This window comes from Parapedobacter deserti, from assembly GCF_042646065.1.
Taxonomy (GTDB): Bacteria; Bacteroidota; Bacteroidia; order Sphingobacteriales; family Sphingobacteriaceae; genus Parapedobacter; species Parapedobacter deserti.
This window is the reverse complement of sequence record NZ_JBHRTA010000004.1, coordinates 158,311-174,686: the sequence shown is the minus strand read 5'-3', so window position 1 is coordinate 174,686 and position 16,376 is coordinate 158,311. Positions and strand designations below refer to the sequence as shown.

Here is a 16,376-nt window from a genome sequence, read left to right as displayed (position 1 = left end):
CGTATATAAATTGACCTATGTTAACTGGTGGTTTTTTTTCTAATTCTACTTAAACTCTCTGGTTTGATACCGAGATAGGAAGCGATAATTTGCAGTTTTATCCGCTTTTCGAGGGTCGGAAATTCTTCTTGGAAAATTTTATAACGTGTTTCTGCATCCAACAGGAGCAACTCACGTTCTCTTTTTTCTTTAACGCAATATCCTTTTTGCAATAAAAGGATTAAAAATTTATCCCAAAACGGATTTTGTTTTTTAAGTTCTAACCATAGGTTGTAATTGATTTCGAGAATGACGGCATCTTCCAACGCTTGAATGTAAAACAGCGATTTTTGCTGATGTAGCATTGCGGAATAGGCTGTCAGTACATTTCCTGTCAGTATCAATCCTTTGGTAAATTCATCACCTTTGTTATTGACGTAATAGTAGCGGAACAGTCCATCAATGACAATCCCGAATTTTTTAGGCACTTGTCCCTCGGAAATAAAAAACTCGTTTTTTTTTAATTGCTTGATTTTGGAGATACTCAATAAATCTTCTTGTTCCTTTTCAGGAAGATTTATTTGAGATAAAAGACTTTTTATTTCCGTGAGTTCAGCCACAATTTTCTTGTTTATAGATGTAACAAAATTAATAAATATTTCTATTGCTGTTTCGCTTTGCGTGTGGGATAGAATAAACGTCCTTTTGCGGTCCTGGGAGGCCCGCAAAAGTCACAGCGGATAGCCCGACCCGTCTGGGTTTTTTGATTGTCTGCCGCGACGAGGTGAAGTGCAGACGGTGGCACGTGCAAATCCTACTTTTCGTCCTGCTCGTCCATTTTCTTGATAAGCTCCTCCTCATCCCGGCTTAAATAACAAAGCCCCGACTTTCGCCGAGGCTTTGTGATCCCGCTGGGATTGTTGGCGTCCCACATTTCCCGCACTCAAAGGCCGCCAAGAGAAAGTTCGAACCCGGCCACCCCGACCGAGAAGCCTGCAAAGGCAGTCAAAACCCCTCTAATCGTATGATAAGAGGGGTTTTTCTTTTTTTCTTACCCCAATTTGTTCAAGTAAAATCAAAGAAAATGGGACCTATTCGGTTACCCATTTGCTTTTCCTAGGTTTGGGTCCCTGAAAAGGATTTAAAAATCTGAAAATCAGTTTACTGTATCTGTTTGTTTTGGCGCTTTTTGCAGCCTTCCGGTACCCGTGTCTCCCCATTTTCGGGACCCATTTTGTATCGGATGTGCGCAAACGGCACCAAAGCACGAGACATGAAACTTTAAAACAACGTTGATATGAAAATACAGAACTGCACATTCGGGGTAATATTTTACCTCAAGAGACAGAAAACAACGACACGGGGCAAGGCGCCCATCTGTGCAAGGGTAACGGTGAACGGAAAACGTACCGAAATATCGGTCAAGCGTTCCATCGCTGCCGGTCAGTGGGATGCTAAAAAGGGAATGGCCAAGGGCAGCCGTCAGGAGATTGCCGAACTCAACAGGTTCCTTGATCGCTTCAAGACAAAGATTATCGACACCTACCAGCAGATGGTACTTTCCGGCTGCACGATAGACGGCCCGGCGATCCGTGACCGGGTCATGGGGTCGGCCCAATCGGGGCCAACGCTCATCGGTTTGATCGACCACCACAACAAGGAGCAGGAAAGCAAGCTTGCCCACGGTACGATGAAGAACTACTATACCACACAAAGCTATATCAAACGCTTCCTGAAAGAAAAGTACCGCCGTACCGACATATCCCTGTCGGAGCTGAACTACACTTTTATTTCCGACTTTGAAAGCTACCTGCGTAACTACAAGCCGAAAGACCACCACAGGGCACTGAACAACAACGGTATCATGAAGCATATAGAACGCCTGCGCAAGATGGTCAACATGGCGGTTACTGCGGACTGGCTACCAAAGGACCCTTTTGCCAAGTTCCGCAAGCACTTTGACAAGGTGGAACGTGAAAGCCTGACAAAGGAGGAACTTACCAAACTTGAAAACAAACAGTTCAAGATCGAACGTTTACAGCAGGTGCTGGATATGTTCCTTTTTAGCTGTTACACAGGACTGGCGTACATCGACCTTTCCGAACTTACACCCGGTAATATTATTACGGGCATCGATGGCAATCTTTGGATATCCACAAGCCGGGCAAAGACGGACACCAGCGTCCGGGTGCCGATACTGCCAAAGGCAAAAGAATTGATGGAAAAATATAGGGACGATCCGAGGGCGGTCGCAAACGGTACGGTATTCCCGGTAATCTCCAACCAGCGCATGAACGGCTACCTGAAAGAGATAGCCGAAATATGCGGTGTCAACATAGACCTGACGTTCCATATTGCCCGCCATACATTTGCTACTACCGTGACATTGAGCAACGGCGTACCGATAGAGAGCGTATCGAAGATGCTCGGCCACACCAGCATCCGTACCACCCAGATTTATGCCAAAGTGGTCGAGAGCAAACTGAGCGAGGACATGGGCAGGTTGCAGGAGAGACTTGCGGAAACATTACAGATAAGCAGCTAAAAAGCGTATTTTTGTTAACCATAGGATAAGGGATATGCCTGAACAACAGAACATAGAATACAAACAGTCATGGCGTGACGAATACCTGAAATGGGTGTGCGGCTTTGCCAATGCGCAGGGAGGCCGGATTTATATCGGTATTGACGATAAGGGGAAACATTACCGGTGTGGATGATTATAAAAAACTTATGGACGACCTGCCCAACAAGATTGTCCAGCAGCTGGGGCTGGTGGTGGATATCGACCTGCATGAAAAAGAAAGCAGACATTATATAGAAGTCACGGTGCCGCAGAGCACTGTACCTATTTCCTATCATGGCATATACCATTACCGGAGCGGGAGCACCAAGCAGGAGCTAAAGGGAACAGCCCTGCACAATTGGCTGCTGAAGAAAAGCGGCAGGAGTTGGGAAGATATACCCGTCCCCGGTGCTACGGCCGATGATCTGGATATCGACACGATACAATCGTTTTTAAAAAAGGCCATCAGTAAAGACCGTATCCCGGCATCCGCCGCCGAAGAAGACATCATGTTGCTGATGAAACGTCTGAACCTGCTTACCAAGGACGGCGAACTGACCCATGCCGCAATATTGCTTTTCGGCAAACGGCCTTATGCCCTTTCCCCTACAACCAGTTTCAAGATCGGTCGGTTTGGCAAGAGTTCGAGCGACCTGCTGTTCCAGGATATCATAGAGACCAACCTGCTGACCATGATCGAAAAGATCATGGACAAACTGAAGGACCGCTATCTTATCCGGCCGATCTCCTACAAAGGCCTTGAGCGTATGGAGCCGTTGGAATATCCCGAACCCGCATTGCGCGAGGCCATATTGAACTCGATTATCCATAAAGACCATTCAAGCACCTGGATTTTTCTCCGTGTCTATGATGACCGCCTGCACCTCTGGAATCCGGGTATTTTACCGGAAGAGCTGACTGTTGAAGAACTAAAGCAGGAACATTCCTCTTATCCACGGAACAGGAATATTGCCGGTGTATTTTTCAAGGCCGGATATGTCGAAGCCTGGGGACGTGGCACCAATGATATTATCAAGGCTTGTAAAGAGGCGGGGCTACCCGAACCTCTTATCGAGGAAAATCAGGGTGGACTTAGCATCGTATTCCTGAAAGATATCTATACAGCGGAATATCTGCGTAAATTGGATATTAATGAAAGGCAGATCAAGGCTGTATTATACATTAAGGAATATGGAAAAGTCACCAATGCATCCTATCAAGAGATCAATAATACCGGCAAGACATTGGCCACCGAAGAGCTTAGCGATCTCGTAAATAAAGGGTTAATCCAACAATCGGGAACTAAAGGTAGGGGAAGCAGGTATGAGTTGGTGCGAAAGATTTAATTGGCCGCTAATTGGCCGTTATGACCACTAATTGGCCGCTAATTGGCCGGAAAGCGTTCATCGTTGCCTGTATATTCTTTTCTTTTCGCCCGCACAATCAGTATATTTGTCTGTTTACCAACAGATAAGCCACCATGAAAGAACTGTCCTATTTCAGTACCCGTCCACGTTTTGGCGAAGCGCATCCGTACGACATCGGCATGCCGTTCTTCTGGTGGAAAGGGCACTACGACATCCATTTCCTCAATACCCTTTACCGGATCGACGAGGACGAGTTTGCCGACTTCTATGCCTACCACCTCGATCATTTCAAAGAAGCGAACAGCAATGCAGATGAAAGCGAGTTTTTCGGCCATATGCGTGACATCGTCAAGGACGAACTCAAAAACCTCATTGTCGACGACAAGCGGAAGTCGAAAGACCTGCACCGCCGTACCGTGCAGCGCAAACTGCACCTGCGGGCATTCCTCGGTTACCTCGATACGGTGGACGACTGGAAAGCCGACAGGACAAAGGACGAGATCATTGCGGCAAAGGAGGCCGAAATCGTCCAGTTCAAAGAAATGGTAAACGAGCTCAAACAGCAGGTACGGGAACTGAAAAAGCGGGATACGGACGACTACATCAATATCCCCAAGGGCTACCTGCTGACCGTCGCCGACCTGCTCATCAAGATGCAGGAAAAGGAAACGCCCGAAAACAAAGAGCTTGTCTTTTCGATACATTCCAGCGTATGGGTCAAGATGCTGTGCCGCTACTTCCGCCACGACAACCGGCCGATCAGTCCCGAAACGTTGCGGCGCTATTTCCCTGCCGACCGTAACGACATGGGCAGCAAATATGCCGAAATCCCGAACAGATACCGACTGTTCGATATCGTCCCGGCAAAAAAGAGAAGCTACCCCACCCCTCATATTCCTATAAAACCGCACCGATTTTAACCAAGCGTTATCCGTTGGTCACGGGCGCGCCTCTTTATTCCTTTTTTTTGTACCAAAAGCAGACGGAAACGCACCGTTGTGTTTCCGTCTGCCGATAACAGAATTCTAACACCTAACAAAGGAGTAAACGATGAACGTAGAACTTATCACGAGTGGCGACCTTGACCAATTGAAGAAAGAGCTGATCGAAGAGATCAGGAAGAACAACCCCCATCCGAGGAAACACGGTGACGAGCCGAGGGCACGGCTGAAAAGCTATAAAGTGCGCAAACTTCTGGGCATCTCCGCCGGAACGTTGCAGAACCTGCGGGTAAACGGAACGCTGCCCTTTACCAAGATCGGCGGGCTGATGTATTACAAGTTTGAGGACATCCAGAAACTGATGGAGGGAAGGGAATGAAGACAAACCCAATAAGCAATTTAGCTGGACATATAGCCAATCATTGGGCAGGTTATCCAGTGGACTATTTGGCTATACATACCGTCCATCAATCGGCAAGCCAAATAGTAGGCAAGCCAACTGGCAAAGTAGCCTATCCGCCCGATGTTCCGGAGAGGGAAACCGTCCCCAAACCGGTATCTTCCGATGCCGTCATGACAAAGGTAGACCTTTGCCGTTTTGTAAGGAGCAAGTTTATTTTTTTGCAATGCAAAAAACCTTGCCGCCGGCCTTCGGGGATGGCGGCAGGGCCTCTGCTCCCGGTGGTCGCAACCGTCAAAACCTGGAGGGCACAGCGATGAAAGCACCGGCAAAAAAAGAAGAGAATGCCACCAAAAAGCGCACCCGTGGACGGCCGAAAAAGGCGGTCACCCGGAGCATCTCGCTGGTGGTACGGCTCACGCCCACCGAGCGGTTGCTGATTGCGGGCAAGGCGAGGGAAGCAGGCATCAGGATCAGTGACTGGTTCCGCCGTTCTGCAAGATCGGCTACCGTGGCACCGAGACTGTCCAGGGAGGATGCGTCCCACCTGCGTACCCTGTCGGGCATGGCTAACAACCTCAACCAGCTGACCAAGCTGGCACATACCCTCGGACTGGTATCGCTGCTTGCCGACCTGCGCACGTTACTTGGCATGGTGGAAAAACTGATGGAAAGGATAACCGGGTATGATCGCTAAGGTATTAACTGGCAAGAGCTTTGGGGGCTGTGTTCGCTACCTGCTGGAACGGGAGCAGGCAAAGGTCATCGATGCCGTAGGCGTACGTGACTACGATGTGAAGTCCATCATAGACGACCTGAACGCCCAGCGCAAATTGCGCCCCACGCTTGGCAATGCCGTAGGGCATACCGTACTGAGCTGGAGCAGCGAGGACAGCGGCAAACTGACGGTAGAAAAAATGGCGGAACATGCAAGGGAATACATGGCAAAGATGGGGATCAAAGATACCCAGTACCTTACCGTATTGCATACAGATAAATTGCATCCCCATGTCCATATCGTCTACAACCGTGTGGACAACATCGGCAAGACCATCAATAACTACAACCACTGGCAGAAGAGCCACAAAGTGTGCCGGGAGATGACCGAACGCTACAGCTACCATTTCGGCAAAGGCAAGGAACAGATGAACCGGCAGGCACTGCGCGGAAACGACAAACTCCGCTATGAAATATACGATGTCCTGAAAGCCACCCTGCAACAGGCCACCTCATGGAAGCAACTGAAAAAGCTGCTCCATGCAAAGGGCATAGCCATCCATTACAAATACCGTAGCGGCACGAACGAAATACAGGGAATTTCATTTGAAAAAGATGGTGTCAGATTCAAGGGTTCGGATATCGACCGCCAGTACAGCTATGGAAATATCAACAACCAACTGAACGGCAACCGTCAGCAGATGGCAGAAACCCCATCGGCCGGGCGCTCATTGGCAGATGAGATACGGGATATATTAAGGGAGCAGGATACCTCACAACACGCACAGCAACCAGACGAAGCATCACAGTTTACGGATCTGTTGGGCACCCTATTGGACGGGGTACAGATCTACAACGACCCCGATCCGGTGGGCGATGCCGAAAAGCACAGGCGCAAACGTAAAAAGCGGGAAGCGGAGCAATCTCGTGGAATGCGCAGATAAAAGACACAGTAACATGAAAATAGAAAAACAACAACTATGGAACATTTAGAGGAAATCAGCAAAACGGTGCAGGACATGGCAGAACTGCAACTGCAACAGGAAAAGCGGCTGGTCGAAGTGGAGAACCGCAAGGTACAGCTGCCGGATTACGGCCCGGTATTAAAAGCCATACTGAAACAGGTGGAAACCAACGGATCGCAGGCATCGGACAATACCGCTGTAAACGGTCTTTCCGAAAAGGTCGGACAGTTGAATGCAAAGATGCCGGACAGGTGGAGGATCATCCATCTGCATGATTTCTCGCCCGGGTCAACAGGGTTTATCATCGGAGGTTTCCTGCTTTTGCTGGCATTTGCTGCCGCTCTGGCCATAGCCATCAACCTCCGGCAACGGAACAGCGAACTATCCGCACATTCGGTCAGATACAGGCTGGTGCGCCAGTACTATCCCAATGCCGCAACGTGGACGGAACGGAAGTACGCCCGTGCCCCCGATTCGGCACGGATGGAGGTGGAGCGGCTGGAAGCCGAACAGGAGGCATTACGGCTTGCGGAAGATGCCGCAAGGAAGAAAGAGGCAGAGCTGCTGGAGGCGAGGGAAAGGGCCGAAGGCCTAAGACGGGGGCGCAAGCATAACCGGGGTACGGAATAACAATACTACAGATCGTTCATCTTCCTCGCCAGCTCCGATCTCGAATTGACGAGGACCTTTCCGAAGATGTTCTGTACGTGTTTCTTTACCGTCAATTCGGATATGAACAGCTTTTCGCCGATTTCCCTATAGCTCAACCGTTCACAGACCAGGTACACGATCTCGGTTTCCCTGCCGCTTAGCCCGAAATGCCTGCCGTTCCTTTCAATGGACTCCGGGTGGATCGGCACCAGTTCCAGATCGGCGATCAATTTCTGCTCGGCACGGCCAAGCCTTATCGAATGGCATAGCATCAGGACACTGACCGTGAGGAAGCCAAGATTGGCAAAAAGTGTCTCGGTGAGTTGTCCCCACCCGTTATAGACCACCATCGGCATGGCAGACCAGGGCACCATCGCGGCATAGGCTGCCAGTTCTTCGATGAACAGCCGTGTGTCGGGATTTTCCCGGTAGGCATGGCGGATGGACCCCGCCATGGAAACCAGCAGGACAAGGGAGTAAATAGTCGGGTCGATGAACCCGTAACGCCGGGTGAAGTCAATGTCCCCGTGGATGGAATAGGCGATGACGAAGAATACGAGGTATGGGAGCATCAGGAACAGGGGACCGCCGTAGATGGCATGGAACCGGAGCCTGTACAGCCGGAAGGCTTTATGGAAGTAGAGCGGATAATAGGAGGCTACGGAAAAACCGATGCCGTTTACGATGATGTGCTGGATATGGATGGGTATGGCATAACGTGAATCAGGGAACAATCCGTTTGCGGTGTTGAGCAGGAGCATGAGCACCAGCAGTCTGAGGTACCACAGCCTGGTTTTATCATGTGTCCTGCTCAGGTAGAGGGCGCCCTGTGCGCCGAGCAGGATGAGCTCGGTGATAATGGCCAACAGTGTGGCGGGGTGCATCTGTGTACAGGCTATGTTCATGTCTTTTTCCATTGGGCGATGGAAGGACATTCGCAGAATGGCCTGTTTGGGTAGGGGCTCGCTCCCCCCGTCTGTCAAAGTGGTACTGGTATACCAAACAAAACCGACAGGCAAGCCCATACCCAGGCAGGCCCGCACGTGTTCCGTTTTGTTTTTAAAAAATTACCAGTTTTCTTTGACCCGGAAGCGTGTGCACGCTAGTCTCTTCTATCGCTGTTTCCAGCGTTGTTGTTATTTGTTCATCGTATCATTTTACCATAGGCCGTTGAAAATTTAAAGGTCTTTCCCCTTATGTTCCCGGCGCAACAGCCGGAACGAGAAAAACAGAAAAATGCCGATCATGATGTATCCCGCTATGTAAATCATTCCATCCATATCGGCTCCATTTTATTTGCTTTCCCATATATACGGTTTGCGCATGCACTTGTAGCAGATGTAGCGCTTCAATGGCAAAAAGAAGAAAAATGTCTTCACCCACCATGCACGCGGTATCCGGTCATGCAACCAGACCGTCTTGCAGTGCGGGCAGCGGTGTAACGCTTGTTCCTGCATGATATGCTCCGCCACGGTTGTCATCGCCCTGCCAGTTGTCCACTCCGCGCTTCCGCTTCATCGGCGCAGGGAATGGCCATTGACCATCCCTCCGGTACGGTTTCCCCCATGTACTGCCGGGCGTCCGGGCTGCCTGCTTGTTTTTCAGCTTCCCGCATCGCAATCAGCGAACCGATGAAGCACACGGCCAGCAGCAGCGACCCCAACGGGCTGTGTACGAAACGTTCGAACCTGCCGATCCGGATAATCGGGTAGGCGTGGCCTACCGATGGGCCGATGCCTTTCAGTTCCCCGATCTTTCTGTCGAGGTAAACCGAATAGCATAGCATCGCCACATCCAGCAGGGCTATCGCAATCAAGAGTAACGTAATATCCATACCTGTTTCCTTTCGTTTTTCCATGAAAACCATCCCGTTAAACCGCCCTCACGCATTCCAGTTGTTCCAGCACCAACCGGTATTCCGGGGAGTCAGCTGTCGTTTTCTTGCGTGCCTGCCGCAGTGCGGGCGCCACGATGCCGACGCGGATGCTTCGGTGCAGGGCGTTGTATTCAGCAATGCAATCGGCCAGTTGGGCCAGCAGGATTTCGTAGCGGGCATACGCCGCTTCCAGCCGCTGGCGGCCTTCGGTTGCAGGGGTAGGGATGGCGCCGCTGCTGCTTCGGCTGCCATCCCCCTGTAATTCCTGCAAGTGGTTTAGGGCCGCCACCAATGCGTTATGCTGTCGCTTGCTGATGGCTTTCATAACGACTCTAATAATTTAATTCGAATATGCTGACTGTAGCGCTACGGAAAAGTTCCAATATGGTTCGATATTAGGATAAAAAGAAAATAGAGCTCCCTCAACGTCCGACAAGTACAATATATGTGCGCCTTTATTGATATCGATTGAATTGTATGTAACAAAAACTTCGACGCCTTCCACCATAACCGGGCTAAAATCCTCCTTCAATATCTGCGCTCTACCATCAAATCCAAAAGGGGAGTCCATATTGTCTGTAATATCTATGGTTTGATAGGTTTCGGGCAATTGATTGGTAATATTAAAAACGGTATCCCCTTTTTCATGATAAACAACCTTTCGACGCGCGGGAGGTCCGGACAATTGTTCAAGAACCTGATAAAACACTAAATGAAAAGGTTCGCCATTGGTCAACTCTGCTATCTCACTGTTGCTATTGACAATCCTAAATTTCAACTTCCCCTCCTCCTTCGGTTCGTTCAAATCTTCCTTGCGCATTAACGCAACAGGTATCTCTTCGTTGATTTTAAAAAGCACCAGCGTATCCCGATCGGGTTTGAGTTGAAAACTCCCTTCAAATTGCGTTTCATCATCGCCATTATACAGCGTAAAAGCGTTGTCGCCTTCGGTAACCGGTACTTTAATTGAACTTGAGGCGTACTTATGCCCGTCAATTTCTATCTTATAACCGTTTTCATAGTTTTCTATGAAGAGCGTAGTAAAGGGCGTGTAGCTGTTTTCCTCTTCCCACTTCTGGCAGGACTGCAATACGCCGCCCAGCATCCCTATGAGCAGCAGGTAACATATATTCTTTTTCATCTGTATATAATTTGTTTTTTAATGGTGATGAAGCTATCAGATTTATTCATTAGTGTATGTTTTCAATGGCATTCAAGATGGCTGAAGCCGTTTATTCATTCCCCTGTGTGGCTTGAATAAATCATGATGGTTTCATTTTTTATTTTTTTAATGGGGCCGCTTCAACATAAGCGATACGGCCCCGGTGTTTTTGTTTGTTCCCTTATTTAAAAATTATACGTCAGCGACAGGCTAAAACGGCTTCCCTCTTTCCGGCGGTACAGTATCGTGTCGTTATCTTCTTTGTTGTACCGTAAGTCTCCTTTTTGTAATTCCTCACTGATGCCTCCGCCTTCGATGTTGAATGCTTCCGTATTGGCATAAAAGATGCTCCAATCGTTCAGCAGGTTCGCCATATTGAATTTGACCTCCATGCGTTTTTTGAGTAGGCGGGCGTACAATTGCCCATCCAGCTGTCCCGGCACCTTTTCATATTCTACTTGCCAAGGGTCAGCCGCTGTCAGGTTGGTACGGTATCCGCGCTGGTTATAGCTTGCCGTCAATCCAAAGGATTCTCCCCAATAGCCCAAGCCCAGATTCAATAACCAGGGTGATTGTCCCAACAGTGGGCGGTCCTGGTTGCCCACTCTTTCCTGCCGGAATGCATATTCCCCATCGCCCTCTACGCCACCACCCCATGGTGTCATCACCTTCACGTTTGATTTTAATAAAGTTCCATTGCCATAGACAAAGATATCCTCCCACCAATCCTGCTCCCCCACAAAGCCCAGGTTTTTACGTACTTCCAGCTCCAGCCCCAGATTGGTTGCCGACTCCATATTGGTAAGTTTATAGTAATTACCCTGACGCAAAGAACCGTCCCTGATCAGCTCAATGGGCCTGTCCAGGTATTTATAATACCCTGTCAGGGAAACAATCTCCCCGGCTCCCGGATACAACTCAAAACGCAGATCCACATTGTCCACCACGGTAGACTCCACGCGGTCACCCGAGACATTGCCCTCCAGCTCAATATCATAGAACCCAAAGAACGAACTCTCCCGGAAATCCGGCCGGATGACCGTGCGTGAATAGGATGACCGTATATTGAACATGGAGGTGACCTCATAGGTGGCGTTGATGGACGGCAACCAGCGCCAGCCACTTTCCTTCACGCCCCGACGAAATGCAATAAAATCATCTACCTCTGTATACTGGCGATCCAAGATTTCCTCCTGGCTGTTGTTCAGGTCAAAGGATTCCCCGCGCACACCGTACACGAGGCGCAGTCTGTTCCATAACTTCTGGTCTGCCATCACATACACGGCGTGTGATTTCATATATCCGTCGAATACGCGGCCGTTAATATTTGTTGCCCAATAGTATGCCTCGTTGACACCGCTGCCGATATTCGCCGGATCCAGGATGACCTCATAGGGTTTTTCGATATTGCTTCCCCTTGCCGAAAACGGGATCATGCGGAATACCGACAGGTCCCGCCGTTTGTCAAAGCCCTGATAGCCCAATTTCACCAGGGTGCTGAGCGTTTCGCCTGTCCCCAGGGATTTGGCAAAGCTCGTTGCCCAGTGGAAATCATCCTCATTCACCTGCGTCCACATGCGCGAATCCTCCAATAGGTTATCACCACCGGATTGGGAAGGATTTCTAACATTGGGGGTCTGGAAATAATACTCGTCTCCGATCTGGGTGGTCAACCGGTATTTAAACTTGCGCTCATCCAGGATGCGCTGGCTAATTTTGTTGTAGGCGACCATGCCCGTCGCCTTGATATCCCAGGGCAGCTGGTATTCGCCGCTCAGCTGATGCTGCAGCAAGGACATGGCTTCGGGCAGCTGGTATTGCTCTTTACTGGGGCCTTGCGTCAGATCGGCATAATTCAAGCGGATGGTCTCGTTGTAATTGCTACTATAGGTACGCGCATACATGTTTTTTAGCGTAATCTTAAATCTGTCTCCCTGCAGCCCGAGGTTAGCCGCCAGCCCGCTGTTGCTGTTGAAGCGGTAGGACATCCCCGCGCCGTTCTGCCCCATTTTGGTGCTGTCGATAAAGTGAACTGCATTTCCGTGATTAGCGCCCCGCACATTGTTGAATTGCCATACCTGCTGCTCATTGCGCAGGCTTGCCGCTGCCGAGAAACCGAAACGCATGCCGCTATTCAGGTTGTATACCCGCCCGATAGACAGGCGGTAGTTTTGGTTGGGCGTTCCATTCGCGTGCTTCCTTATCAACGCGTCTGCCGAAAGCCTTTTAGACTGTGCCACGGCATCCAGGCTACTGTAGGGGATACCCTTTTTCGGAATCAGCTCGAAATCCCCCGTCTGATTGTTGCCCGGAGGCGGAACTTCAATATTGCTGGGGAACCGCCAGGACTGCATACCCTCCGGCAATTTCGCTGCTTGATCGAAGAAACCGAAATATTCCGCGTTTTTCCGCTCGCCCAGCTGGTAGAAATCCTTGCCGATGGCCTGGCTGTTGAAACCCGAACCGATCTGTATGCTCGTGAAGTTTGCATCCGGGATATCGATGGTATTCACCGACACCTGCCCACCGGAAAACTCGGAAGATACATCCGGCGTTGCGGTCTTGTTGACCACCACCGAGCTCACCATCTCGGCAGGGATGATGTCAAAAGAGAAATCCCGGCGGTTCATCGAGGTGCTCGGGATGCTTACCCCATCGAGCATCGCCTGGTTGTACCGGTCAGACATCCCCCGTACAATCACGTTACGGTTGTTGACGGTGGTCAAGCCCGTGATGCGTTTCAGCGCGGCGCCCATATCGTTGTCAGGCGTACGGGCGATCTGCTCGGCGGAGATGCCGTCGGTCACCGACGCTGCATTCTTTTGCTGTGCATACAAGCCGGCGACGCTCTCGCGCTTATAGCTGCCGGTAACCACCACCTGCCCCAGTTCGCTGGTCGCTGCGGCCAGTTCGACGCTCAGCCGGGTGAGTTCCCCTGGCCGGACAACCACCTCGGTAATCCGCTTGGTCTGGTAGCCCAGGTAGCTCACTTCCAACGTATAGGTGCCTGCGGGCAGGGGCAGCTGGTAGCTGCCGTCCACACCGCTCTGGGCGGCATTGCCGCTGCCCACCACCCTGATGGAAGCCCCCGCGAGTGTTTCGCCCCGGTCGTCTATGATTGTGCCGGAGATGCGGCCGGGGCGCTGGGACTGCGGGGTTGGTGCAAGCTTTTTGTTGTGGTCAACCGTTACGGCGATGGCCCGGCTGTTAACCATCCTGAATACCAGCGGGCTCTTGTGCGCTAATGCTACAAGTACGGTGCCCAGGGGTTGGTTGCGGTATTGCACATCGCGGAGCACGACGGAGTTGATCTGTTCGAGGTCATAGATGAAGTTGATATCGGTCTGTTCGCTGAAAGAGCCGATCAACTGATGTGCCTGCACACGCTGATGGCTGGCATTGACGGTTGCCTTGATGTCCTTTAGGCTTGCCTGTGTCTGGAACGGCATCATGAAAAAAAGGAGGATATGGCATAATGTGGTCATTATGGGTACTTGTTTAATATAATTCATTACTTTTTCCGTACTTTCGGAGATTAAATGGGTGAATAGTGTCGATACTTATTTACTCGTTTTTCAATCCGTTGCCCCGACCTAGTCGGTACAACATCGGGAAGTATCACCGGCCAGGGTGGTGCTTCCTTCTTTTCTACCGGGTAGCTATTTCTTCATAATGCTATAAGTTTCGTGATCGATCATGTTTATTTTCAGGGGATGGATATGCGCCAGTGATTGCAGTATTTCATCCGCCGTCATGCCATCGAATGAGCCGCTGACGCGGTAGGCCGACAATCGGTCATCGTCCAGCCTGATGGAAATGTTTTTTAAGTAGGCCACACGGTACAGCACACTTTTAAGACTTGCCTGTGCGAACGAAAGACTTTCCGCATCGGCAGGATTTGCCGCGATATCAAAATCGGAAAGCTGCCCCGTGGCATGCTGCGCATCCCATTCATAGCCCTGTCCGGGGGTTAATGCCAGCTCGTCAGCGGTTGCAGTATTGGTTATCTTTACCTTTCCGGTATAGAGGTTTACCTTTTCAAAACCTTGTTGTGCGTAGTTTTCTACGGTAAAGGAGGTTCCCAACACCGTAGTTTCCAGGTTGCCGGCACGCACCCTGAACGGCCGGGAAGCGTTTTCGGTTACCTCGAAAAATGCTTTTCCTTTCTCCACGAATACGTCCCGTAAAGTGTCGCTGAACCGTTCGGGATATGAAAATACCGTACCGGGGGCAAGGGAAACGGATGTTCCGTCAGTAAGGGTGATCTGCACTTTTTTGTTCCGTTCTACCTGTATGGTTTTATAGGTGATCTGCGGAACGGACATCTTTTTATATTGCCATAGCTGATAGCCTCCCATAAGTAGCAGCACTGCGGCCACCGCAGCCACACTCCGCCATATCTGCCGGGTTTTCGTTCTTCGGGGTGTTACAGGCTTTCCGGTATAGGGATACTGTTCCGCTACCCGGTCAAAATCAGGGAAATTCTCGTCAAACTTACCTTCGGCAGCCTGCTGTATATAGTTTTCCAGTTCCTCGCCGGAAAGTTCCCCGGCAAGGAAACGGCGGTGCAGTTCGTTCGCTTCGTTTTGCTCCATCGCGTTGTTTTTCTGTGCTTATCGTGTTTAATATGCACGGGAAGAGCAAAACGGGTAGTGGTTTAGCTAAATTTTTCTAAACTTTATGCAAGTAACTGTTTACCAGAGCGATTAATTCCGAAAAAATCGGCCTTTGGGTTGACTGATGGCGGGGATGTCAGAAAAGTTACCCCCAGAAGAGGGCGAACAGTACCAAAATCCGGCAAAGGTCGTCCATGGCCAACCGTTGTGCCTTGACAAAGCGGTCTGCTTTTTTGAGGTGGTATTTTACATTGTCTATCGAAATGGATAGCCTTTGTGCAGTCTCTTCGTAGCTTTTGTCTTCTATCCTGACCATCTGGAAAACTTCTTGCCTTTTGGACGGCAGGCATGAAACGGTTGATTTTACACGGTCGAGATCAATGGAAGCCTGTATTTTCCGTTCTGTATTTTCGTTGGACTGCGCATCCAGGTATCGCAGACGGAACGCTTCCCTCAGCTTTCTGTCGGATTTGATCTTTCTGAACCATCCCAACACGGCGGTACGGGCAATGGCCATCAAGTAGTTTTTTATGCCCTGCTCTGCATCCAGCCTGTGCCGGGCATCATACAGTTTGAGAAAAATATCGTGGGTGAGTTCTTCTGCCGTTTCACGGCAACGGGTGGTGCGGTAACAATAGGCAAGCACCTGCACGCGGTAGCGTTCATAGACCGCAGCAAAGGCAGCTTGTTCTCCTGCTATAAAATTCGCCGTGGTGTCTTCCATGGAAAATCACTAAGTGTTGACACGGCAAAGTTATGTGTAGCTGCATTAACAGGGTGTTAAATATCGGTGAAGAAAATTTTAACGGATTAATATGGCTATTGCCCCACGCGCATTTGCGGCCTGCGAAGCCCTGCCCATGCACAAATCCCCTTTCACGGCTCTCGCTTTGGGCATTTACGGAATGAATCCGTGGACTAAATTCCACCTGTACAACTATCGGAGGATAGCGGTCAAACAAAATGAAAAAGGATTACCACCATAACGGTTATTTTTGTACCTTTATGGCAACAGACGTACATTGACTGATTGAAACAGGTGCTGCCAAAAGACCAAACGACTGGAAAGCAGGTTATATAAAATGGGACCTATTCGGTTACCCTTTTTGGTAGATTACTTGGTAATAAGCATAAAA

16 protein-coding genes are annotated in these 16,376 nt (G+C 49.9%); 8 read left to right on the top strand and 8 right to left on the bottom strand.

The window, feature by feature from the left end; genetic code table 11:
• Window positions 1–20: 20 nt before the first annotated feature.
• Entirely contained in the window at window positions 21–599 is a 579-nt protein-coding gene (locus tag ACFOET_RS01440; protein WP_379018813.1) for a Crp/Fnr family transcriptional regulator, read from the bottom strand.
• Window positions 600–1,276: 677 nt separating this feature from the next.
• Between ACFOET_RS01440 and ACFOET_RS01435 the strand changes: the two genes are divergently transcribed.
• The 8 genes from ACFOET_RS01435 (at window position 1,277) to ACFOET_RS01400 (ending at window position 7,565) form a co-directional block, all read left to right on the top strand.
• Window positions 1,277–2,524, top strand: coding sequence for a site-specific integrase (locus ACFOET_RS01435; protein ID WP_379018811.1), 1,248 nt, complete (start codon window positions 1,277–1,279; stop codon window positions 2,522–2,524).
• Between the two features lie 34 nt (window positions 2,525–2,558).
• Window positions 2,559–2,699, top strand: a complete 141-nt coding sequence (locus ACFOET_RS01430; protein ID WP_379018809.1) for an AlbA family DNA-binding domain-containing protein — start codon at window positions 2,559–2,561, stop codon at window positions 2,697–2,699.
• On the top strand, window positions 2,692–3,891 hold the full coding sequence (locus ACFOET_RS01425) for an ATP-binding protein (RefSeq protein WP_379018807.1): 1,200 nt from the start codon (window positions 2,692–2,694) through the stop codon (window positions 3,889–3,891). Before ACFOET_RS01430 ends, ACFOET_RS01425 begins: the two co-directional genes overlap by 8 nt.
• 134 nt (window positions 3,892–4,025) lie before the next feature.
• Complete coding sequence (locus ACFOET_RS01420) at window positions 4,026–4,832, top strand: hypothetical protein (protein WP_379018805.1); 807 nt, start codon at window positions 4,026–4,028, stop codon at window positions 4,830–4,832.
• Window positions 4,833–4,962: 130 nt separating this feature from the next.
• Window positions 4,963–5,232: a helix-turn-helix domain-containing protein gene (locus ACFOET_RS01415; protein WP_379018803.1), complete on the top strand. Its 270-nt coding sequence runs from the start codon at window positions 4,963–4,965 to the stop codon at window positions 5,230–5,232.
• A gap of 247 nt (window positions 5,233–5,479) precedes the next feature.
• Complete coding sequence (locus ACFOET_RS01410; protein WP_379018801.1) at window positions 5,480–5,950, top strand: plasmid mobilization protein; 471 nt, start codon at window positions 5,480–5,482, stop codon at window positions 5,948–5,950.
• Window positions 5,940–6,914: a relaxase/mobilization nuclease domain-containing protein gene (locus ACFOET_RS01405; protein ID WP_379018799.1), complete on the top strand. Its 975-nt coding sequence runs from the start codon at window positions 5,940–5,942 to the stop codon at window positions 6,912–6,914. Before ACFOET_RS01410 ends, ACFOET_RS01405 begins: the two co-directional genes overlap by 11 nt.
• Before the next feature lie 36 nt (window positions 6,915–6,950).
• The gene (locus tag ACFOET_RS01400; protein ID WP_379018797.1) at window positions 6,951–7,565 is read left to right on the top strand and encodes a hypothetical protein; all 615 of its coding nucleotides are present in this window, start codon (window positions 6,951–6,953) and stop codon (window positions 7,563–7,565) included.
• A 5-nt stretch (window positions 7,566–7,570) separates the two neighbouring features.
• Here ACFOET_RS01400 and ACFOET_RS01395 read toward each other — a convergent pair whose 3' ends face one another.
• The 7 genes from ACFOET_RS01395 to ACFOET_RS01365 form a co-directional block, all read right to left on the bottom strand.
• Window positions 7,571–8,503, bottom strand: a complete 933-nt coding sequence (locus ACFOET_RS01395) for a helix-turn-helix transcriptional regulator (protein WP_379018795.1) — start codon at window positions 8,501–8,503, stop codon at window positions 7,571–7,573.
• A 560-nt stretch (window positions 8,504–9,063) separates the two neighbouring features.
• The gene (locus ACFOET_RS01390; RefSeq protein ID WP_379018793.1) at window positions 9,064–9,444 is read right to left on the bottom strand and encodes a hypothetical protein; all 381 of its coding nucleotides are present in this window, start codon (window positions 9,442–9,444) and stop codon (window positions 9,064–9,066) included.
• Window positions 9,445–9,457: 13 nt separating this feature from the next.
• Window positions 9,458–9,787, bottom strand: coding sequence for a hypothetical protein (locus ACFOET_RS01385; RefSeq protein ID WP_379018791.1), 330 nt, complete (start codon window positions 9,785–9,787; stop codon window positions 9,458–9,460).
• 15 nt (window positions 9,788–9,802) lie between these two features.
• Complete coding sequence (locus tag ACFOET_RS01380) at window positions 9,803–10,603, bottom strand: hypothetical protein (protein ID WP_379018789.1); 801 nt, start codon at window positions 10,601–10,603, stop codon at window positions 9,803–9,805.
• A gap of 206 nt (window positions 10,604–10,809) precedes the next feature.
• Window positions 10,810–14,136, bottom strand: a complete 3,327-nt coding sequence (locus ACFOET_RS01375; protein WP_379018787.1) for a TonB-dependent receptor — start codon at window positions 14,134–14,136, stop codon at window positions 10,810–10,812.
• A 147-nt stretch (window positions 14,137–14,283) separates the two neighbouring features.
• Window positions 14,284–15,219, bottom strand: coding sequence for a FecR family protein (locus tag ACFOET_RS01370; RefSeq protein WP_379018785.1), 936 nt, complete (start codon window positions 15,217–15,219; stop codon window positions 14,284–14,286).
• Between the two features lie 166 nt (window positions 15,220–15,385).
• On the bottom strand, window positions 15,386–15,964 hold the full coding sequence (locus ACFOET_RS01365) for an RNA polymerase sigma factor (protein ID WP_379018783.1): 579 nt from the start codon (window positions 15,962–15,964) through the stop codon (window positions 15,386–15,388).
• Window positions 15,965–16,376: the final 412 nt, after the last annotated feature.

Coding starts and splice junctions, on each gene's coding strand:
- ACFOET_RS01435 (WP_379018811.1), top strand. CDS start 1,277: ATGAAAATACAGAACTGCACATTCGGGGTAATATTTTACCTCAAGAGA.
- ACFOET_RS01430 (WP_379018809.1), top strand. CDS start 2,559: ATGCCTGAACAACAGAACATAGAATACAAACAGTCATGGCGTGACGAA.
- ACFOET_RS01420 (WP_379018805.1), top strand. CDS start 4,026: ATGAAAGAACTGTCCTATTTCAGTACCCGTCCACGTTTTGGCGAAGCG.
- ACFOET_RS01415 (WP_379018803.1), top strand. CDS start 4,963: ATGAACGTAGAACTTATCACGAGTGGCGACCTTGACCAATTGAAGAAA.
- ACFOET_RS01410 (WP_379018801.1), top strand. CDS start 5,480: ATGCAAAAAACCTTGCCGCCGGCCTTCGGGGATGGCGGCAGGGCCTCT.
- ACFOET_RS01405 (WP_379018799.1), top strand. CDS start 5,940: ATGATCGCTAAGGTATTAACTGGCAAGAGCTTTGGGGGCTGTGTTCGC.
- ACFOET_RS01400 (WP_379018797.1), top strand. CDS start 6,951: ATGGAACATTTAGAGGAAATCAGCAAAACGGTGCAGGACATGGCAGAA.
- ACFOET_RS01395 (WP_379018795.1), bottom strand. CDS start 8,503: ATGGAAAAAGACATGAACATAGCCTGTACACAGATGCACCCCGCCACA.
- ACFOET_RS01390 (WP_379018793.1), bottom strand. CDS start 9,444: ATGGAAAAACGAAAGGAAACAGGTATGGATATTACGTTACTCTTGATT.
- ACFOET_RS01385 (WP_379018791.1), bottom strand. CDS start 9,787: ATGAAAGCCATCAGCAAGCGACAGCATAACGCATTGGTGGCGGCCCTA.
- ACFOET_RS01380 (WP_379018789.1), bottom strand. CDS start 10,603: ATGAAAAAGAATATATGTTACCTGCTGCTCATAGGGATGCTGGGCGGC.
- ACFOET_RS01375 (WP_379018787.1), bottom strand. CDS start 14,136: ATGAATTATATTAAACAAGTACCCATAATGACCACATTATGCCATATC.
- ACFOET_RS01370 (WP_379018785.1), bottom strand. CDS start 15,219: ATGGAGCAAAACGAAGCGAACGAACTGCACCGCCGTTTCCTTGCCGGG.
- ACFOET_RS01365 (WP_379018783.1), bottom strand. CDS start 15,964: ATGGAAGACACCACGGCGAATTTTATAGCAGGAGAACAAGCTGCCTTT.